This is a genomic window from Halorutilus salinus, from assembly GCF_026242195.1.
In the GTDB taxonomy this organism is placed as follows: Archaea; Halobacteriota; Halobacteria; order Halobacteriales; family Halorutilaceae; genus Halorutilus; species Halorutilus salinus.
Map to the genome: position 1 here is coordinate 1 of NZ_RKLV01000009.1, position 19,760 is coordinate 19,760.

Here is a 19,760-nt window from a genome sequence, read left to right on the forward strand (position 1 = left end):
GACTGGCTCGACGACCTCTCACTTAACGACCTCTGTACACTGATCTATACCTCCGGTACCACCGGACAGCCGAAGGGGGTCGAGATCAGCCACGGTAACTTCCGCGCCTGTCTCAACCAGATGTGGAAACGTCTCGGGCCCCGTCCCGACAAGCCCGACGAGATGGTAACGCTCGACGACGACCTACGTATACTCTCTTTCTTACCTCTCGCGCACGCATTCGAACGCTTCGTGCATTTTTCGATGCTAACCGCGGGAGCGACGATAGCGTACGCCGAGGACGTCGAACCCGAACCGCTACGCGAGGATATGCGTAAGATACGTCCGAACGGAATCGCAACAGTACCACGTCTACTCGAAAAGATATACGACGCCGTACTCGAACGCGCTTCTGGTTCCTTCGTCGGTCGCCGTGTCTTCGACTGGTCTGTCTCCGTCGGTCAGGACTGCTGGGGTTTCTACGAGTCGTGCGACGAACCCACGGGCGTCGCGTACTACACACGTGACCTTCCGCCCGTCCTACGCGCCAAGCACGCCGTCGCCGACAGACTCGTCTACAGCCGTATACGTGAGGCGCTCGGCGGCGAGATAGAGGGCTTCCTAAGCGCGGGCGGAAGCCTGTCGGAGGATCTCGCACGGACGTACCTCGGCATGGGGCTACCCGTCTTCGAGGGGTACGGTATGACGGAGGCTTCGCCTGTTATCTCCGTCGCGCCTCCCGAAGAGCCGAGGGTAGGAAAGCTCGGTCCGCCGTTGTGCGACGTCGAGGTGCGCGTGGACGTATCGCGTGTAGGAACGAGCGTCGTCGAAAACGACGCGCTCGACGGCGAGGTGGGCGAGCTACTCGTCCGTGGACCCAACGTCTTCGGTGGGTACAGGAACAAGCCGGACGAGACTGACGAAGCGTTTGAGGAGGCGGACGACGACGGCGACGACTGGTTCCGTACGGGCGACGTCGTCGAGGTGGGCGAGGACGGCTACCTCCGTTTCGTCGACCGCGTAAAGAGCCTCGTCGTCCTCTCGACGGGGAAGAACGTACCCGCGGAACGCGTCGAGGACGCCGTCGTAGCCTCGGAGTACATCGATCAGTGTATGCTCGTGGGCGATGAGCGCAAGTTCGTCGGCGCACTCGTCGTCCCCAGCGTACACAGGATACGTGACCGCGCGGACGAGGAAGGTCTCGACCTCCCCGACAACGACGAGGCGCTCGTCAACGACGAAGCCGTACGCGGACTCATCGAGGAGGAGATACAGGAGGCGAACGCCGACTTTGAGGGATTCGAACGTATCAAGGGGTTCCGGATCGTCGCCGACGAATGGACGGAGGAGAACGGTCTGATGACGCCGACGATGAAGAAGAAACGCAGGGAGATACGTGACGAGTACGCCGACGAGATAGGGTCTATATACCCCGACGGCTGACTACTCCCACTTTATAGAACAGCCCTGTGACGGCAGGAATCCCTTGTCGACCTCTTCTCCCGCGAGTACCGAGCCGATAGCCTCACGCATATGGTGCTTCGTGGGTTCGTCGTCGGGGTTGAGTGCGTCGTCGAGGCGTCCGTGGTAGACGAGCACGAACCTCCCGTCACGGTTTTCGAAAAGGAACGGATCGGGCGTACAGGTCGCGCCGTAGTCGAGCGCCACCTCCTGTGTCTCGTCGCGCAGGTAGGCGTCGTAACGTACCGTACCGTCGTTGACAAACTCTTCCATCTTCTCGAACGAGTCGTCGGGGTACTCATCGGCGTCGTTGGGGTTGACGCCGACGACAGCCACCTCGTCGTAGTCCTCAGCGATCCCGTTTAGGACACCGAACTTCGCCTGAGCGTAAGGGCAGTGGTTACACGTGAAGACGAGTAGAAGCGCCGTGTAGCCGTCGAAGTCGTTGAGGCTGTACGTCGCGCCGTCTGTACCGCGTAACTCGAAACCCGGAGCGACGTCCCCTTCTTCGAGTTCCTCGCGTTCGGACTCTTTTAGCGCCATGACGGCGAAAGGCATCCGCCGAACAAAGAGGTTGTGGTGCCGGATTTATTAGCTTTGAGCACGTAGCAAAGGTATGGCGAACCTACAGAAAAACGTCGGTAGCTACGACCGTGGTCTGCGTGCAGTAATAGGGATAATCGCGCTGGCGATCGGTGTCGCGGGTATCGCGGGTGTCGGAGGTGTAGGCGAGATACTGGGTACGTACGGGGGTATCGTCGTCGGGATCGCGGGCGGTATAACGGCTTTCACAGCCGTAACGGGGTTCTGCGGTGCGTACAAGCTTCTCGGCGTCGACACCTGCGACATAGGAGAATGACAGACGACGTGGTCGGTATAGCGCGCCAGACGCTCGACACGGCTCTGGCGTCCGCCGACGACAGCCATCCGTCTAAGTTTGTCGCCCATCTCCGCGCGACCGATGCTCGTGACTTGGATGTTGACAGTGACGGACGTTTACTGACCGAGATCGTCTTCGCCCCTGAGTCGGGTTCGAGACGCGGCGATGTCTTCCGTGTACTCGGCGTCGACGCGGTTCCGCGTAGCGCGTCGATCGTCGGCACGGTTGCGTCCGCGCCGTCGGGCGAACTCGAAGGCGAGGACTACACGCGTTTCACCAACCGTGGACGTGTCCATGTCGTCGTATTCCCGCCGTACGACGAAGGCTCGTGGCGCGCTTACGGCTCCGACGGTGCGGAGCGTGAACTCAGAACCTTCGATGTCGAGTTCGACGAAACGGGATGGCTCGACGTTCTTTCGCCTTTCAGGGAAGCTTAGGGTCGAAGTACTCCGCGAACCACGCACCGAACTCGTCGAGTAGCTCCGTACAGTCCCCGTTCACGAGTACGTCGTAGCCGTTGCGTATCTCTTCACCGACGTGTTTTCCGGTGCCTATTTCGAGGAAGTCGTCGGAGCGCACAAAGCCGTCGACGGTCGTATGTTCGCGTTGGCGCTCGACGACGTACCTCCCGTCCTCTATATACGGTCCGACGACATCGGCGTCGTCGTACTTTCGGACGAACTCCGAGGCGTGTTCACGTACGTGTACAGGGGGGCCCGGATGTTTCTCGACATTCGACTGCTCGCCGACGTTGGCTTCGACGAGTATGACGGCGTTTCTGTCGGCGAAGATCTCCGACCGCAGTATGTCGAAGCCGAGACGTTCGAGTTCGTCGACGAGCGAGGTTTGTGTCTTACGTAGCTGGGGATAAAGCTGGTCGTCGACGATACCGGGGGCGTCGAAGACGACGGCGACCGTACGCGTTCCGCGTTCCTCGACGGTTCGGCGCAGGCTCTCGGCGTCGATCGGTTCGGGATCTTCGGGGAAGAAGAGGCTTCTGTCGGGGGATCCGAGCCAGCGGCGCGAGGCGTCGATCAAACGCGCGAATGAGTCGTCGGTCACGACGGAGGCGACGTTACGCGACGGGTCGACGGGGTCGACGACGATAAGAGGTCCCGCGAGGTCGTCGGAGGTCGGTTCGCGGGGTTCGATACGGACGGGCGGCGACCAGTCCGCCACAGCCTCGACGACCTGCTCGAACCCACCGTACCTGTGTACGAGGAGTTCGCACAGGTAGCCGCTGAGTCCGCGCGTCCGTAGGTCGCTACCGTAGACGCCCGCGCCACGTCCGAAAGCCTTGAGAAGACGTACCTCGTCGCCGAAGTTGGCGTGTTCGTCCGCGATACCTCGGACGTACTCGTTGTGGAACGGAGTACGGTCGACGGCGCTTCTGAGTTCGTCTGTCGAACCGAGGTCGTAGCACGGCACGATGTCAACGTCGTACCCCGACTCGTCGCCTTGGACGTACGGATGTTCGGCGTACTCCACGGTTCCGTCGGGGAAGACGGCGCGTCCGACATCGAGACCGACGGTTTCGAAGCTTTCGCGGTCGAGTTGGGTCGGTAGGAGGAGGAAGACATCGATGTCACGGTCACCCGAAAGCCACGTGTCGCGCGCCGTGCTACCGACGAGCGTCACTTCGCCGTCGACGCCCGTTTCTTCGAGGGCTTCGAGCGCCCTGTCACGAACGTTCTCATAAGCCTCGCGCAACGCCCCTCTCTCGTCATCCGACGGGCTTACCTCGTCGAGAACGTCTTTGAGGATCGGGTCGCGGCTCATATCCACTCGGCGAACGTCTCGTGGTCGTCGGTTCGTGATATATACTCGCGTTGCATCCCGTGTACGGCTTCCTCGAACGAATCACCGTCTTCGAGGGCTTCGCGTACGCGCTCCTTCTTCCAGACGCTCGGTGTCGTACGTTCCTCCCAACGTGTCCGTAACGGGGTGACGTACTTCTCGTACGTCCCGTCGTCGAAGCCGTGTCCTTCGAGACCGAGACGCGCGTACTCGAAGAGTTCGTCGTAGATCACGTTCTTGTCGTGGGTAACGTCGCCGTCCCTGTCCACCCACGCCATACGTGCGTCTATACCGTTCTCGACGACGTTGTAGAAGGAGTCGCGCGCCTCGCGCCATCCGAGTGAGGGTAACGGATGGTTGTCGACGACCATACCGGCGAGAGCGCCCGACACGAGGGTGTGGAGACCGATTATGTCGCGTACCGTGGGCTGTGTAGGCAGGGGTCTGTACTCGATACGTACGGAACGTTCGTCGTTGTCACCGACGGCTTCGCCGCCTATGACGGCGCGCAACCAGCGCCAGTAAGTGCCGCGTTTGTACTCGAACTCCCAGAACTCGTCTATGTAGCCCTCGTCGGTTCTGTCGTCCCATTCGCTCAGAAGGGGCGAGTAGGGCGTGTCCTCGACGACCTTGTCTACGACATCCACCGTCTTATCGATGTCGCGCGGGAAACGCACCTTCTTGTCGTCGTACTCGCCGGGCGGGTTTACGGAAGCCTCGAAGACTGGGATACGTAGCTCGTCGTACGTCTCGTCGACGAGCGACGCATCGGGGTCGTCGTAAAGATCGGGCGGAAGGAACGGCGAGTTTGTCGATAGTGCGAGGACGGGAGCCATCGTACGTATCGCCGTGTTGTAGTAACGCGGCAGGTCGTCGGAGTCGGGTATCTGGAGATGGGGCTGTACGGATGTAGCCAGAGACTCGGCGAGTATGGTCGGGAAACGTAACGACGCGCCGGGGACGTCTATCTCAACATCACCCGCTATGTCGATGTAGTAGTTGTCTATCGCCTCGTACCGTGAGTCCGAACGCATGTTCTCCGCGGACACGAAGCCGTCGTCGGTCTCGACCGAACCGAGGTACTCGGCGCTTCCCTCCGCGGGCGGTACCGTCCAGATCGAGTCAAGAACGAACCGCTGACCTTCGACACCGTGGCGTCCGAGCGCTTCGTCGGCTTCGTCGAGCGTCTCGTTTACCTGCTCCTCCTGTGCCCTAAGACTATCGTCGTCGAACACCGTAGGGGACGTGTTTATCTCTGCGTTGTGCAGACCGAGTTCCTTGTTTAGACCGTCGCCGCAGTCCTCGAAGACATCGTCAGGGACACGCGCCAGCCTCCCGTCTCCGCCGACGGCGTAGACCTCGACCTCAAGACCCACGGTGAAGTCAGGGTTGTCGAGACGGCGTTCGCGTATCTCGTCCTTGAGGAACTCCGCCTGTTCGTCGACGCGTTCCTCGAACTCGTCGAGCGTTCCGTCGTCGAGCGACTTGCGTATCATCTCTCGTTCCATTGGGCATCGATGGAAGGCGACCGACTTTACGCTTGCGGCGGGACGAAGAAAAAGGCTTAACACAGACGCCGCCAAAGCCGTAACCGAGCCGCCGTAGCTCAGCTGGTAGAGCGCCTCGCTGTTAACGAGGTGGTCCCAGGTTCGAGTCCTGGCGGCGGCGTCGAACAGTCCGACCGTACTGTACCGAAACTCGAAAACGTCCCGGTGACGTAGTACAACCGAATGAGTCTACGACCGCGCGAGAGAGCGTATACAGCCTACCGGTTCGGTGTTATTGTTGCGGCTTTCGTGCCGTTGGCTTTTACCTTCTTACGCGACAGAAAGCGTTTCATCCTCTTCGGAAGTAGACGTCATGTTTCCGACGAGGAGCACCGTAGACGCGCCGAGTATCTTCTGAACACCTTCCTGTCTCTGGGTCCTACGTTCATCAAGTTCGGTCAGGTACTTTCGACACGTCCCGATGCGCTACCCGAAGTCTACACCGAAGTGCTTTCGAAGCTACAGGACGACGTACCCCCCGCACCGTACGAGGAGGTACGTGAGGTCGTATCCGAGGACGTCGGGGATCCGGAGCGCGTCTTTACGCGTTTCGAACGCGAACCCATAAGCGGGGCGAGCATCGGACAGGTACACGTCGCAGAGCGCGAAGGTGAGAGATACGCAGTAAAGATACTCCGACCGGGTGTACGTGACCGTATCGAGACCGACCTACGTGTCATAGAGGCGACACTCCCCCTCGTCCTGCGTTTCGCGAAGGAGGGTCAGCGTTTTACGCTCTCAAACCTCGCCGACCAGTTCAAGGAAGCGATACGAGAGGAGACCGACTACGACCGCGAGGCGCGGTCGATAGAGACAATACGCGAGAATCTGAGCGACGAACCCGTCGTGGTTCCGGAGGTCGTCGACGAACTTTCGAGCGACCGCGTGATTACGATGGAGTACGTCGAGGGGACGAAGATAACCGAGGTCGAAGAGCTACGCGGACGCGGGATAGACACGACACGTGTCGTACAGGATCTTCAGCGCGCTTACATGCAGATGATACTCGAAGACGGCGTCTTCCACGCCGATCCCCATCCCGGAAACCTCGCGGTCGCACCCGACGGACGTGTCATCTTCTACGACTTCGGTATCGTGGGACGTGTCTCCGACGAGACGCGCGACGGTATCTTCGATCTCTACGTAGCCATATCACGTAACGATATAGACAACATGATAAACTCGTTCATCGACATGGGCGCTCTCGACCCTAACGTCGACAGGGAGATAGCACGCCGTATGTTCAGGATCATGCTCGACAACGTCCGGGGTCAGGATATAGACGACGAACGCGTCGAGGACATGATAGACGAGCTTCAGGAGGATATGTACGAGTTTCCGATGCGTGTACCGCGTGATCTCGCGCTTCTGTTCCGCACGACGACGGTTCTCGAAGGGATCTTCTACACGCTCGACAACAGCTACGACTTCTTCCCCGTCATACGTGACTACCTCGTCCGTAAGAGGATGGGTCCCGTCGGAAGAACCGTCGTCAACATCGCCGTTACGGCGGATCGGCTCGTCTCGCGTTTCGTCTCTATCTTCCCGGAGAGGACGTGACGACCGTCAGAGCCAGTCTTCGGGACGCGTGTCGTAGTCAAGGCTGGTTGCCGTCAGACCTTCCGCCTCGTCCTCGTCGAGTTCGCGCGTCTCGAACCCTTCGCCGTCGTACCGTATAACGACGGGCTTCTCGTTAGGCTCCGGCTCCTTACCGCGTCGACGCGCCATCTTCATAACGTTGTCGTCTATCTCTTTTTTGACCGTCTTGAGATTGACCGGACGCCCCCAGAGCGCATGGACGCGTTCGAGCGTACGTTTCGCCTTCCCCGTGTCGAGCACGACGCCGTTGAAACGGTGTGCGAGGAGAAGCTCACCCGCGTTGTTGTAGTTACCGTCCTCGACGACCACCGTCGGCTTGCCGAAGTTGGTGAAACGCAGGAGTAGCTTCTTCTTGACATCCTCGTAGTCGGTGCTCGAAACGTGGTATCCTCCCGTCGCGTGGCTATGCTCGTACGCGAAGTAGTCGTTTTTGTCGACGAACTCCTCCGTCAGGAACTCGTCGATAAACGTCACGTCGTTATGTGTCGCGCGTACGTCACGCATACGGCTCCAGCCTTCTGTGTAACCTATACGGTCGAGAGCCTCCTCAACGTCGGCGTAAACGTCGATGTCGAACAGGTATCTGTACGTCTCTTCGAGCTCATCGCGCGAGATACGGCGTACGAAGCCACGGTTCTGGGGACGTGTCAGAGAGTAGTTGCGCTCGGCGAGACCGTCGTAGCTCAGAACCTTCCAAGGGCTACGCGAAACGTCTATCTCGCCGTTGCGCGCCGCCTCGACGGCGTCGTGATCCACCTTGGTGTCGAGCGTACGGAGTTCGTCGAGCGTCTCCTCGCGTACGTCGTCGAGCGGGTACGTGGGTTCGAGAACCTCCTCAACCAGATCGAAGTCGATCTCGTCGTGGAACGTAGCCGGTGTCACGCCGTCTATCTTGAGAAGCGCACGTACAACCTCGTCGCGGTTGGTGGTGTTTTCGACGTACTCCCAAAGCTCCTTTCCGAGCTTGTACGGGTTGAGACCGCCGCCCGACAGAACCTTCGCCTGATGATCCGCGTACGTGAGAACCTCGTCGTCGCCCGCGAAACGTTCGTTCCCCATCATCATCGACTCCCAGTACGAGTTGTGGTTGACGAACCCACCGGCGGCGTACCTGTGCGTTCCGTCGACGGAGATGTCGTAAACGTCGCCCGTACCCTCGGAAACGTTGACGACCTCGTCCGTCCATTCCTCGTCCTCGAACCACTCCAGACTGTCGAGGTACCCGCGTAGCCTCTCTTCCTTCTCGGCGTATCCGAAGCCAACCTCGTCGGCGTAGACCGAAGCAGACCTTCCCGTAACATGAACGTGGTAGCATCCGTCCGACTGACGTCTACGTCGGCTAAGGACACTGAGGTTGGCGAGGAGTAGCTGTACGGTCTTCGAAAGCCCCTCGCTCTTGGTGCTGAGTATCACGCCTTGGTCGCCCGCGTAGCCGTCGGCGTCGAACAAGCCGCGTAGAAACGCGACGACGACCTCCTTCGGCGAACGCAGGACGTGTTCCGGGACGGTCTTCTCCGCCGACGAGTCGCCGACAGGTAGACCGAAACCGTCGGCGAACAGATCGACGAGGCTGAGCGAGTAGACGTAGACGCGCCAACGCGAACCGTCTTCCTCGACCGACGGGCTGACGCCGAAAAGCTCGGTTACGAGACGTGCGAAGCTCTCCGCTTTATCTCGGTCGCCCGTCGTGAAGCCGACGTGACCCGACGAACGCGAGACGTGCCCGTCGCCGACGAGAAGACCGAGTAAACGTCCGAGCCGGGGCGTCGTCTCGTCGGGAACGCGTACGGGGTTGCGTTGCGCCACGGCGTTGGCGTTTCCGTCGTAGCCTTCGAGCGCCTCGTCTATAGCGTCACCTTTCTCGGCGCGTCCTACGCGCCGGTAACGCATGACAGTCCAGACGGAGACGCCGGCGTCGTCGGCTACGTCGCCGAGCGTCTTGGCGGTCGGAGACTCCCAGCTAACAGGCTCGGGTTCGTCAGCCCAGAGGTCGGCTCCGCCCGAAACCTCCACCTCGTCGCCGGCTTCGAGTTCTCCGAGGCGTTTCCACGAACCGTCGGGCTGACGGACACGGTGGTCGGACGAACCGTCGAGTACGAAGCCGCGCCGTGTCTCGATCTCGACGGTTTCCTTATCGGCTTCGACGTGTGAGTCGTAGACTTCGCGCCCCGTCTCGCCGTCCGAGACGACCGGACGGTTCCCGACAGTCTCGCGCATAGGGACGACGCCCTCGGACGTAAAGACACGTGTATCGGGGGCGACGCACGACCACCCTTCGTTCATCACCTTGGTCATCTTCTGAGGCGCGAAGTAGTACGCCTCGCGTCTCAGCATCTCTATAACGTCGCGTTGCCAGTCCTCGTAACCGACCGACTTGCGGTTCTCGTCGTCGTACGCCTTTCCGTGCTGTGCGAGGAATCCGAGTATATCCTTCTCCGGTTCCTCAGGAACACGGGGTTCGTCGCCCTCCTCGCGCTGTTCGGCGAGCCATTCGTCGTCGAATATCTCCTGTCTGACCTCCTCAGAAACGCCTAGTTCATCTATGCTCTCGGCGACATCCCCCTCGTCGTTCGACGACACGCCGTAGGTACCGTGCTGGTCTATGTTGTCCTCAAGGCACAGTACGTTGTCTATCCATTCCTCGACCTCCTCACGGTCTACCTCAGGGTCGTCCATGTACCCTTCGACGGTTTCGGCGTGGCGTGCGAGCGTAGCCGCCGCATCGAAGCCACCCGCGAGATCCTGGAACCATCGGTTGTTTGCGAAGAAGTCGCCGTGCGCCTCGACATGGGTTATGACAGCCTTCTGGTCGGCGAGTTCGTTCGACACCTGTAGGTAGGCGTGGCACGGATCGTCGTTGACGACGAGTTCGTAGATACGCGCCTGCGTGAAACGATCCTTCTTGCGCTGGCGGTCGTAGTTCATACCCCAGCGCCAGTGTGGGTAACGCGTCTGGAATCCGCCGTACGCGACGGCGCGGTTTATCTCGTCGTGATCGACGACCCAGTAGTTTACGTCGTACGGTTCGAGACCGAGGCGCTCCGCGAGCCGGGTCGCTTCCTTTGCCACCTTTCTTAGCTCGTCCGCCTCTCTGCGTTTTTCGAGTTCACGTCCTATGCTCATACTTCCTCCGTAGGCTCCGCGGCTGTCTTGAGAACCGTGTAGACGGCGTCCATAACCTCGTCTCGTGCGTTCACCTGCGTCACAACCACCTCGTCGCCGTCGAACGCGTCGGTTAGCTCCTGCGAATGCGTCGCGTTTACCGAACCCCCCGACGGCTGTGTCTCGACGTAGGCGTGCAGGTTTGCGTCCATCCCCTCGATGAGAGGCACGACGCGTTCCTTAGAGTCGTTCGACGAGTTCTCGCCGTCGCCCGCCGTGAAGACGTAACGGTTCCAGTCGCTCCACGGGTACCTCTCCTCAAGTATCTCGGCGGCGAGTTCGTACGCCGACGAAATCTTGGTACCGCCGCCCGACTGTATACCGAAGAACTCCCCGCGGTCGACCTCCCATGCGTCTATGTCGTGTGCTATGTAGACGAACTCCGCCTCCTCGTACTTGCCCTGTAGGTACCAGTCGAGGGGCGTGAACGTACGTTCGACGAGTTCGCGTTTCTCGGAACCCATCGAGCCTGAGACGTCGCGTATATTGACGACGACGACCTTCGACTCGTGCTCCTCGACGACCTCAGGGAAACGGTAACGCTCGTCCTCGCTTCTGAATGGAACGCGGCTGTCGGCACGGACGAGCTGGGCGGGCGTCCTGCGGTCGACGTTCTCCTCCATCTCTTCGAGCGACGACCACCGCGCCCACTCCTCGGCGTCCATCTCCGCGTACGTCTCTTCGAGCCAACGTTTGGAGACGTTTATACTGTCGCGCCGCGCCCATCCGTAGACATCCTCCGGATCCATACCGTCGACGCGGAGAGCCTCACGTACGTACTCGGGATCGAACTGTGACGCGAGCTTACGTCTCAGACCCCGTTTAAACATACGTTCGAGGTCGAGGGTGCTACGCGGACCCGAACGGACGACGTCGGTCATGTCGCCTTCCTTCTCCTCAACGACAGCCTTACCCTTAGGCTCCAACTGTAGCTCGAACTCCTGTTCGAGTTCCTCGGCGAACTCCTCAGGATCCATCTCGTAGTAGCCGTGTTCACCCTCGCCCTCACCGGGTTCACCGTCCTCGTCACCGTCGCCCTGTTGGGGTCGTCCTACGGCGTCGCCCTCGTCGGCGTCGCCCTGTCCCACGCCGCCAAGGTCACGTCTGTCGTACTCGAACTCGGGTAGCTCGACTATCTTTATGGGTATACGTATCTCGTCACGCCGGCTCTGACCGAGGTCGCCGTACTGTATGAACTCCGCGAGGTCGTCGCGGCGCTCCTCACCCACCTTACGGTACCTGTCGAGATCGTCCCTCAGCCCCATCGGCTCGCCACCTCCTCGACGATGCGTTGTGACGTTAGCTCGGCGCTCGCGGGCGAGTATCCGAACTCATCGGCGAGCGTCTCGTTCGTCTTCCGTTTCAGGCTCTCCGTCTCAGTCCCTTTGGGCGGATCGCTCCACTGAGAAGGTTCGAAGTCCTCGTACATACGACCGATGTCGTCCCAGTCGTAGGCTGTCAGAACGTTCTGCATCACGGGTATGTCACGCGGGTCGAAGCCGCCCGCGAACCCCTCGCCGCGCTGTTGCCAAGCCTGTACGTTCATCGCCGTCACTATCTTCTCCTGTCTGAAACCCTCGACGTGGGGCTTAGGCTCGTCGCCCTCGTAGTCGTCGTCGTCGAAACGTCCGAGATGCTCAGTCTCGAAGACCTTCATCTTGAGCGCGTCGGGTTCGACCTCACCACGCCCCGCGCCCACCGTCTCGTTCTCCGACCACGCGTAGACGTGTTCGACGTACTCCTCAACGGTCTCGTCCTCAACACGTACGTCGTACGTCATGGCGTCGAGAACGTCCTCCTCCTGTCTTCCGAATACGTAGTCACGTACCTCACGTACGCGATCCTCGTACTCGTTGGTCTCCTTGGTCGAGAACATAGGCTCGTCTTCGAGACGCGCAACCATCTCGTCGAGTACGTCCGACGGCGTGATGACGTTCTCAACGTCGAGTTCGGGATGGCTACGGTCTGTACCGTCGTTGAGCAGGTCTGCGATCACGTCGCGAGGGTAGGTGACAGGGATACCGTTACGTCCGTCGTCGGGGCTTTCTTCGAGACGGAAGTCGTCCTTCTGGAGCCTCTCGTCACCGCGACGCAGGTAGCCACGGTCGTACAGGAGAGCCTTGTCGACGAGGTCGAGACCCGCGGGCAGGTCGTCGGTGTCGAGACGTGTGACAACGTCGTACATCGCCGTCGCCTCGACGGCGTGGGGAGCTATCTCGCGCTCGCGTACGTCACGGATCGTATCGCCGACCTCAAGACGGAGAGGCGACGCCATACGTTCCTCCATCTCTTCGTAGTCGGAGCCCGTCTCCCAGACCTTGGTATCGTTCGTGATCTCGCGTCTTAGTAGCTCGACCTCCAACGAAAGGTTGGTCAGGTAACGGAACTCGTGCTTTTCGAGACGGCGTTTCAGAGCCTTCAGGGGATCCTCCTCGCCCATCTCTGACTTTGCGTCCAACTGCGCCTCAAGATCGGGGTTGGAGACGACGACGAGGACCGTATCGATGTCCATACGTATCCCTTTGTCGAGCTTCACAGCGCCCTCGTCGGCGACGTTGAGAAGCTGTTGGAGAAGATCGGCGTGCTGTGCCGCGTCCTCGACGACGGTTAGGAGGGAGTTACCCTGTGACAGAACACCGTCGTACGAGAAAGCCTGAGGGTTCTTACGTCCGCGCGAGTCGAGCTTCTGTAACATACCCTCCATCCATGTACCGACGAGGCGCTGTTTGGGTGGTCCCGAATCCTCCGAATGTAGAACACCGACGCCTCTACCGTGATCGACGACGTAGTTCTTGACGCGTAGATGGCGGTCGTCGGTTACGGCGCTAAACAGGTCTCGCGTCCCCTTTCTGCGGTACATCCTTTCGAGGAAGTCGTAAGCCTCTCTGCTGAACGGATCGAGTTCGCCGTCGACACGTATCTCTATATGGTCGTCGGAACGGTCGTTTACCTTGGCGAGTATCTCCTTACGCACGTCGTTAGGGAAGACGAGGAGCGGATGCGCCTGTGTCGGTGACTCGTACCAGTTCTCGTCGTCCTCGCTACCCCACTCACGGACGCTCGAAACGTTCCATTCTACGGTGTAACGCCGACCCTCGTCGGTCTTAGAGTACTCACGTAGACCGTTTACGAGACACCGTTTGAACTCGCTCTTTCCGGTCGCCGTAGGTCCCTCTATCCAGACTATCTTCTCCTCCTTTCCGCGCTCCGACGCGATGCTCCTAACAGTGTCGACGAAGCCGTTCAGAACCTCCGTGTTACCCAGAACCGCGTGCTCGCCGTCGTTGGCGGGGTCGTCGAAGAATCTGTAACGTTCCCTCTCCTCGCCCTCCTCGACGACCGTACGTGTACCGTAAGACTCGATGGCTTCGAGAAGGTACTTCGCCGAGTGTGAGCCGATACCGGGTTCGTCGAGAAGACGGTCGACGTACTCGTCGAGCGGTATAGGCTCGTCGTACGCGTCGCGGAGAGAGTCGTCGGCTTCCTCGACGTACCTTTCGCCGTCGTCAGCGCCGTTCACGTTTCCTCCATCTCCGAACGCGCCACCTCAGCACCCGCGAACTCCAACACCTCCTTCGCGCCCTCGCGCGAGTAGCCGCGGTTCGTCAGCGACTCTATCCATGCGCTCTTCGCCTCGTCGTCTGTCTCTCCGCTCGAAACGAGCGCGCTGAAGTTTATGTTGTGCTTCTTGTCCTCCCACATCTTACGTTCGAGAGCGCGGCGTAGACGTTCGTTGTCCTGCGGCTTGAACTCCTCTCCCTCACGTGCGCGCCTTGAGACCCAGTTTGACACCTCCTGTCTGAAGTCGTCCTTGCGGTCGTCGGGTATGTTGAGCTGTTCCTCGACGGCGCGCATGAATGCCTCGTCAGGCTCCTGCTGTCTCCCCGTGATCTCGTCCTGAACCGTTTCGTCGTTGATGTACGCCATCACGTGATCCATGTACTTCTCGCCCTGCTCCTGTATCTCGTCGAGGTCGTACGCGAGAGCATGCCGAACGTCGTCGATGGCGCGTTCCTTGTACTCCTCGCGCACCATCTCAAGGTAACGGTGGTAGGTCTCGTACATCTCCTCGTCTATGCTCGCGTGCGCCTCAAGGTTCTCCTCGAAGTAGCTGAAGAGCGTCAACGGGTTTAGGAAGCCGCGCTCGCGGTGTGTCGAGTCCATGACAGCCTCCGCGATCTCGTCGCCGATGAAACGCGGCGATACACCGCGCATCCCTTCGCCAACCTCGGCGCTCTCGTCCGCCTCGTCGCGTAGCTTGTCCACATCGACATCGTCCTCGTCCTCGCCGTTGTACGCCTTCGCCTTCTGGACGACGGAGACGGTTTCGTCGTCCGGCTCCTCGACACGTGTGAGGACGGCGAAAAGACCCGCGGTTTCGAGCGTGTGCGGCTCTATGTTCATGTCGGGAAGGTCGGCGTTCGTCAACAGCTTGTCGTAGATACGCGCCTCCTCCTCGTATTCGAGGACGTAAGGGAAGTCGACGCGTTTGGTGCGGTCGTTGAACGCCTCCATCTTCTCGTCGTTCTTCTTGTCGAGGTACTCGGGCATGTTCGTACGTCCGACGATGACCTGATCGATGTCGATACGCGGGTTGCTCTTGGGCTTGATCGTCTGTTCCTGTGTCGCGTGGAGGAAGTCGTACAGGAACTCACGCTGTAGCTTGAGTAGCTCCTCGCCCGAGAAGACTCCACGGTTTGCGTTACAGAACGCGCCCGAGTAGTCGAATGCGCGCGGATCGGACTCGCCGTAGACCGCGATCTTGGAGTAGTCAACCTCCCCCGTGAGTTCGGTCTCGTCCTGGTTCTTCTTGTCCTTGGGTTCGAACGTCTCGACCGCCTGTCTCTTGTTCTCGTCCGCAACGAGACGGACGACCTCGACGTGGTTTTCGAGAACAGCCTCAAGATCGTCGTCGTACTCGGCGAGAAGCGCGTCCATGTAGAAGGCGCTTTCGGGGTCGAGCGACTGGTCGTTCCTGAGCGTGTACGGCGCGTCGAGGCTCCCGTTCAGTTCTTCGATTACCTCTCTGCGCTCCTCGCGTGGAAGGAGGACGAGCGGATCCTGGTTCATAGGCGAACGCACGGTATCGTCCATCGGATCCTGATCCTCGATCACGTCGCAGAGGTTCGTCCACCGGAAGGTGTACATACGCCCTTCGTCGCGCTCGGTGTAGTCCTCGAAGTACCGACGAACCTGTCTGTCGAAGTCAGACTTACCGCTACCGACGGGTCCGAGTAGGAGCTTTATCCGTTTTTCGGGTCCGAGCCTCCGCGAACCGCTCTTTACCTTGTTGACGAACTCGTGTATCGCCTCGTGTATCTGCCTCCCGAAGAACCTGTTCTCGCCGTCGTCAAGCGGGTCGTCGGAGGCGAGCCTGTACCTCACCACGCCAGCCTCCTCGTCGTACTCCGTTCCGTAGAAGTCGAACATGTCGGCAAGGCGCTGGTGGGCGTTGCGCGCTATACGCGGCGACTCGTTTATCTCATCAAGGTACCAGCCGAAGCTCCTCGCGCTTCTAATACCGTCGGGAACCGAGTCACGGTAACTGTCGCTTATCTCTTGTAGGCTTCTCATGCTAACTGTTACTTACTTTCATTATGGTTTCTACGAACATCAGCGTTCCGCCGTGTCCGTTCTGAGGATGTGTGCGGACGGAGCGTCCACGATGCAAGTTAACATACGGCATGCGAGAGTATATGCTTTGCGGTGGTTTCCGCGAATCCGGGACTGAGTAAGCTATTTGATTCTCCGTACCTTGATCTGAGTATGTCGCCGCACCGTCCCCACGACAGGAGGGGCGCAGTGGACAGCACCGGCTCCGGTGCACGCGTCGCAAAGATTCTCCTCGTACTCGTTTTCATTCTCATCGTCTCCGTCTCTCTGGCTTTTGTCTTGGTAGATGACAGGTCGAGTGGTACGGACAGCCCACGCGAAGGGGGTGACAGTATAGACGGGTCGGGTGGCTTGACGACCGCGACAGAACCGCCCGAAGATATCCCTCGGCGGGTGGGTTCACGCGGTAACAAAGAGACGCGCAAAAACGTCTCGCAGAACGTGGAGGAGATCAACAGGTCAAGGATAGAGGAACGTATCCTGCGTCTGGTCAACCGGGAGAGAGGGTCGCGTGACGTTCGCGTGGTTGAGGAGAACGCCGGTCTGTCGTCCGTCTCGCGTAACCACTCCCTGAACATGTCCGAGTCGGGCTACGTTAGTCACGTCGACCTCTCAGGCGTCGGTGTCGTCAGGTACAGCGATACCTGTCAGTCCCTGCCGGGTGTAGGTAACTTCTCTTACTCGGAGAACATAGCGAGGTCGTGGGTAGGTAAGAAAGTCGTCTCCCCGGATAGGAACAGCACCGTCTTCGTGAGAACCGGGGAGGGGGTCGCGCGGAACATCGTCAACATCTGGATGAACTCGTCGTCGCACCGGAAGGCTTTGCTCGACGACGAATGGCGGTCGACGGGCGTCGGCGTCGTATCGAACGAGTCGGGCGCTGTCTTCGCTACGCAGTCGTTCTGTAGTAGGGGAAGGCTACCTTAGCTCCACCAGCCTCTCGGCGGCGTTGAACCGCGCTAACGGTAGGTTGAGGTTGAGTTCCTCTGGTACGTCGGCTTGGCGTAGTGAGGCGTCGTGGTAATACTCGCCATTAACCTCTAACTCATCTGCTATCACGGCACCTCTGAATGCAGAATCCTGGTCGATGGTGACATTAGCAGTAGGCGCATAGAGGGTTCCGTTGTAATCTACACCATCAACTTTTACGTCGGAGTTTGAAGAGTATATTTGGAATAGTTCGTTCCTACCGCCTTCAACATTTACTGAATAATTGTTATCTAATTGTGTGTCCTCTCCGACATATATACGAACCGGATTATTTCCATTGACAAATACGTCTTGGTTGAGATTAAAGTCGCTGGGTACATGTATTTCCACAGAACCACCTGTTGTATTGAACGTTACCGGATTATTGGCGATAGATACATCGGCACCCGGATTAGCTAGGTACCTTATTTTCCCGGAAGAAGTATCGAACGTATGACCATCCAAGTCATCGTCTCCTCTGTAGTCACCGGCAGTAACTCTTGAACCAGACGAGGGGAGTGTATCGCTTCCGCTACGTGATATAATCAAATCATCTATATCATCCTCCGTCACAGGAAGCGGGTCTATCTCGCTGGAGACTACAGTATCCGTATCGACGGTGTAGTTATACTCGGATACGTTTCCGATACGCGAATCGTAGACTCTTGTTTTGTTGTCATCATCGTCATACCTATCTCCAAGATACTCCACCGCGAACAGCGGCGGACCCGTACGTATCTGCGTCCGAACCCTGTCGTCCGAGGGCACGGTCACGTCACCCATACCCATCCGGTTGAGGTAGTCCGACCACGCGCCCGTGTACTCGGTTCCTATGTCGACGGTCAGCGTCCCGTTTTGGAGAGCGCCGTCGGTTATCTCGGACAGGTCGTCCGACCTTCTGACGCCTTGGTGAGAGATGGAGAGTCTCGTCCCCGAACCCGCTACGTCGACGGGGTTCGTGAAGTTGATGAGCGTCATCGTTAGACTCCGACCCGTGTAGGTCATCTGGGGAGGTGACTGTGTAACCGTGCCGCCGTTCCGGTATCTCGTCCAGATCCCGCCCATCTCGTACGCGACGCCCATGTTCTCGTGTTCGTACTCCAGCCCACCGAGCGTGGTGTTTGCGGTGGTGTCGGTGCCGGAGCCGTTGTCGTACGTGAAGTTGACCGTCATAGAGTCGGGTTCGACGGAGATACCGCCCTCGCTTAGGCTTATGCTCGCGCCTGAGTCGCTCGGCGTGTACACCGACTCACGTATCTGCTGGTCGAGAGTGCTGAACTCGACCTGCGTCTTTTCGATCTGGGCGTTCTCGCGCGCGTCGTCGATAACCGGCGCTCCGATGACGAGAACCGCCGAGATACCGATGAACGTCATACCGAAGAGGAGAACCAGACCGACGGTCTCGCTCTGTGCTTTACTCGTACCGTCCGACACGTCTCTCGTCCGTGGGTTACGGCGTTTCATCCGGATACCACCTTTGTTCTTAGTACCTGTTCGTTGTAGCTTATGCTACCGTCCCCGTCCGCAAACCCGTCGACCTCCATGGTGACCTTCTCACCGCTGACGGTGACATCGCTCTCGTTGAGGCTACCGTTTAGACCCCGTAGGTAGCTTTCCCATGCGGACGTACGCGGCGAAGACACGGTGATACTGAGTTCGTCGACACCGTTCAGGTTTTCGTTCGTCCGGCTCACCGACTCAAAGACGAGACGAACACGCCCCTCTCCACCGATGCTTCCTTCGCCGGTCGTCGATATGGTACGGAGGAACGCCGTACCCAGGTAACCCGTGTCGTTCGTGGATATAGCCCAAGACGGCTCGCGTCGTAACCCCCAGCTATCGGCGTTGCCCTCCTGACCAGCCATGACCGCGCCGTTCTCGTACGTTATTATACGGCTTCCTGTATCGATGTGGACGGGGTTCATGGTGGCGTTGTAGCTTACCTCTCCTTCCGATGTGTTCGCCGTGACGTTCACCCAGCCCGGTTCCAGCCCCCCGACACCGACGGTTATATCCTGAAGATCTATAGGTACCTCACGCGTCGGCGCTTTCTGCTCCATCATCTCGTTCAGACGCTCCTGTACGAGAACAACGGCGCGTTCGGAGTTCTGTGTGACCTGTCTTTCCTTCGCCCCGTCGAGCGCGGGACCGCCTTGGAGGTAGATTATGGTCGTTCCCAAGGTTATCAGGCTGAAGATCAGGACGTAGCTGATAGCCTCCGAAACCGCTCTGTCGTCCCGGTTGGTCGTCTGCGTTCTCATCTATCCATCCACGCTCCTGTTCTGTACAGCCCCTTCCTGTACGTCGAGGAGTATACCAGTTGAGTTCCCCTCCACCACCACGTTCTCGTCGTTCTGGGTGAACTCTATCTCGGAGCCGTCGACCACACTGACATTCGTTTCCGTCGAACCGTTGAGGTCCGTCTCCACGATGGAGCCATCGGGTGCTGTTATTACCATTCCCCCGCTGTTGTTTATCCTCGCTGTGTACTCCGCCCCGGACGACGGTGGCTCGAAGAAGGCTGTGAACTCACCCTCCGTCTGCGCCAGCGCGTCAGCCTGTATGATGTTCGAAAACATCTCGTCGTTGACGGCGTCGAGTTCCTCCTGTGTAGCTACGTCGTCGCCGAAGCCGCCGCTAAGAACCACGAGCATGACGGCGATGAAGGTCGTCATTATCCCCGTGTTCAGTATGAAGCCTATCTGAACCGAGGAAGCCTTCGTGGAGCTACCGCGACCGGGTCCCCTCCGCAT

Annotated in this window: 15 protein-coding genes and 1 tRNA gene; 6 read left to right on the plus strand and 10 right to left on the minus strand. The window is 59.3% G+C overall.

The genetic code is table 11. The features are described 5' to 3' along the window. Window positions 1-1,422: AMP-dependent synthetase/ligase (locus EGH25_RS09105; protein ID WP_266087812.1), on the plus strand; the 1,422-nt coding region annotated here is incomplete at its 5' end. Here EGH25_RS09105 and EGH25_RS09110 read toward each other — a convergent pair. Next, entirely contained in the window at window positions 1,423-1,983 is a 561-nt protein-coding gene (locus tag EGH25_RS09110; RefSeq protein ID WP_266087814.1) for a thioredoxin family protein, read from the minus strand. A gap of 73 nt (window positions 1,984-2,056) precedes the next feature. Between EGH25_RS09110 and EGH25_RS09115 the strand changes: the two genes are divergently transcribed. Continuing rightward, window positions 2,057-2,299, plus strand: coding sequence for a YgaP family membrane protein (locus tag EGH25_RS09115; RefSeq protein ID WP_266087816.1), 243 nt, complete (start codon window positions 2,057-2,059; stop codon window positions 2,297-2,299). After that, complete coding sequence (locus EGH25_RS09120) at window positions 2,296-2,757, plus strand: JAB/MPN domain protein-containing protein (RefSeq protein WP_266087818.1); 462 nt, start codon at window positions 2,296-2,298, stop codon at window positions 2,755-2,757. The genes EGH25_RS09115 and EGH25_RS09120 overlap by 4 nt, the downstream gene beginning before the upstream one ends. Here EGH25_RS09120 and cca read toward each other — a convergent pair. Continuing rightward, the gene (cca, locus tag EGH25_RS09125) at window positions 2,744-4,099 is read right to left on the minus strand and encodes a CCA tRNA nucleotidyltransferase (protein WP_266087820.1); all 1,356 of its coding nucleotides are present in this window, start codon (window positions 4,097-4,099) and stop codon (window positions 2,744-2,746) included. The genes EGH25_RS09120 and cca overlap by 14 nt on opposite strands. After that, window positions 4,096-5,625, minus strand: coding sequence for a glutamate-cysteine ligase family protein (locus EGH25_RS09130; RefSeq protein WP_266087822.1), 1,530 nt, complete (start codon window positions 5,623-5,625; stop codon window positions 4,096-4,098). Before EGH25_RS09130 ends, cca begins: the two co-directional genes overlap by 4 nt. 87 nt (window positions 5,626-5,712) lie before the next feature. On the opposite strand from EGH25_RS09130, the gene EGH25_RS09135 reads away from it, so the two are divergent. Both EGH25_RS09135 and EGH25_RS09140 read left to right on the plus strand, forming a co-directional pair. Further along, window positions 5,713-5,785, plus strand: a tRNA-Asn gene (locus EGH25_RS09135). A gap of 62 nt (window positions 5,786-5,847) precedes the next feature. Further along, window positions 5,848-7,224, plus strand: coding sequence for an ABC1 kinase family protein (locus tag EGH25_RS09140; protein ID WP_266087824.1), 1,377 nt, complete (start codon window positions 5,848-5,850; stop codon window positions 7,222-7,224). 6 nt (window positions 7,225-7,230) lie between these two features. Here EGH25_RS09140 and EGH25_RS09145 read toward each other — a convergent pair whose 3' ends face one another. Genes EGH25_RS09145 through EGH25_RS09160 form a run of 4 tightly spaced genes read right to left on the minus strand, consistent with a single transcriptional unit; the run spans window position 7,231 to window position 15,999 of the window. Then, window positions 7,231-10,386 (minus strand): SpoVR family protein, encoded by a 3,156-nt coding sequence (locus EGH25_RS09145; RefSeq protein ID WP_266087826.1) that lies wholly within the window; start codon window positions 10,384-10,386, stop codon window positions 7,231-7,233. Next, entirely contained in the window at window positions 10,383-11,690 is a 1,308-nt protein-coding gene (locus EGH25_RS09150; protein ID WP_266087828.1) for a DUF444 family protein, read from the minus strand. The genes EGH25_RS09145 and EGH25_RS09150 overlap by 4 nt, the downstream gene beginning before the upstream one ends. Beyond that, entirely contained in the window at window positions 11,681-13,945 is a 2,265-nt protein-coding gene (locus EGH25_RS09155) for a PrkA family serine protein kinase (protein ID WP_266087830.1), read from the minus strand. Before EGH25_RS09155 ends, EGH25_RS09150 begins: the two co-directional genes overlap by 10 nt. Next, on the minus strand, window positions 13,942-15,999 hold the full coding sequence (locus EGH25_RS09160; protein ID WP_266087832.1) for a PrkA family serine protein kinase: 2,058 nt from the start codon (window positions 15,997-15,999) through the stop codon (window positions 13,942-13,944). The genes EGH25_RS09155 and EGH25_RS09160 overlap by 4 nt, the downstream gene beginning before the upstream one ends. Before the next feature lie 192 nt (window positions 16,000-16,191). Here EGH25_RS09160 and EGH25_RS09165 point away from each other — a divergent pair, with 192 nt between their 5' ends. Continuing rightward, the gene (locus EGH25_RS09165; RefSeq protein ID WP_266087834.1) at window positions 16,192-16,965 is read left to right on the plus strand and encodes a CAP domain-containing protein; all 774 of its coding nucleotides are present in this window, start codon (window positions 16,192-16,194) and stop codon (window positions 16,963-16,965) included. On the opposite strand, the gene EGH25_RS09170 is transcribed toward EGH25_RS09165, so the two are convergent. From EGH25_RS09170 to EGH25_RS09180, 3 genes are read right to left on the minus strand one after another with little or no spacing between them, the layout of a single operon-like run. Further along, window positions 16,957-18,471 (minus strand): DUF7289 family protein, encoded by a 1,515-nt coding sequence (locus EGH25_RS09170; protein ID WP_266087836.1) that lies wholly within the window; start codon window positions 18,469-18,471, stop codon window positions 16,957-16,959. The genes EGH25_RS09165 and EGH25_RS09170 overlap by 9 nt on opposite strands. Further along, entirely contained in the window at window positions 18,468-19,268 is an 801-nt protein-coding gene (locus tag EGH25_RS09175) for a DUF7289 family protein (RefSeq protein WP_266087838.1), read from the minus strand. The genes EGH25_RS09170 and EGH25_RS09175 overlap by 4 nt, the downstream gene beginning before the upstream one ends. Beyond that, complete coding sequence (locus EGH25_RS09180) at window positions 19,269-19,760, minus strand: DUF7266 family protein (RefSeq protein WP_266087840.1); 492 nt, start codon at window positions 19,758-19,760, stop codon at window positions 19,269-19,271.

Coding starts and splice junctions, on each gene's coding strand:
- EGH25_RS09110 (WP_266087814.1), bottom strand. CDS start 1,983: ATGGCGCTAAAAGAGTCCGAACGCGAGGAACTCGAAGAAGGGGACGTC.
- EGH25_RS09115 (WP_266087816.1), top strand. CDS start 2,057: ATGGCGAACCTACAGAAAAACGTCGGTAGCTACGACCGTGGTCTGCGT.
- EGH25_RS09120 (WP_266087818.1), top strand. CDS start 2,296: ATGACAGACGACGTGGTCGGTATAGCGCGCCAGACGCTCGACACGGCT.
- cca (WP_266087820.1), bottom strand. CDS start 4,099: ATGAGCCGCGACCCGATCCTCAAAGACGTTCTCGACGAGGTAAGCCCG.
- EGH25_RS09130 (WP_266087822.1), bottom strand. CDS start 5,625: ATGGAACGAGAGATGATACGCAAGTCGCTCGACGACGGAACGCTCGAC.
- EGH25_RS09140 (WP_266087824.1), top strand. CDS start 5,848: ATGAGTCTACGACCGCGCGAGAGAGCGTATACAGCCTACCGGTTCGGT.
- EGH25_RS09145 (WP_266087826.1), bottom strand. CDS start 10,386: ATGAGCATAGGACGTGAACTCGAAAAACGCAGAGAGGCGGACGAGCTA.
- EGH25_RS09150 (WP_266087828.1), bottom strand. CDS start 11,690: ATGGGGCTGAGGGACGATCTCGACAGGTACCGTAAGGTGGGTGAGGAG.
- EGH25_RS09160 (WP_266087832.1), bottom strand. CDS start 15,999: ATGAGAAGCCTACAAGAGATAAGCGACAGTTACCGTGACTCGGTTCCC.
- EGH25_RS09165 (WP_266087834.1), top strand. CDS start 16,192: ATGTCGCCGCACCGTCCCCACGACAGGAGGGGCGCAGTGGACAGCACC.
- EGH25_RS09170 (WP_266087836.1), bottom strand. CDS start 18,471: ATGAAACGCCGTAACCCACGGACGAGAGACGTGTCGGACGGTACGAGT.
- EGH25_RS09175 (WP_266087838.1), bottom strand. CDS start 19,268: ATGAGAACGCAGACGACCAACCGGGACGACAGAGCGGTTTCGGAGGCT.
- EGH25_RS09180 (WP_266087840.1), bottom strand. CDS start 19,760: ATGCGGAGGGGACCCGGTCGCGGTAGCTCCACGAAGGCTTCCTCGGTT.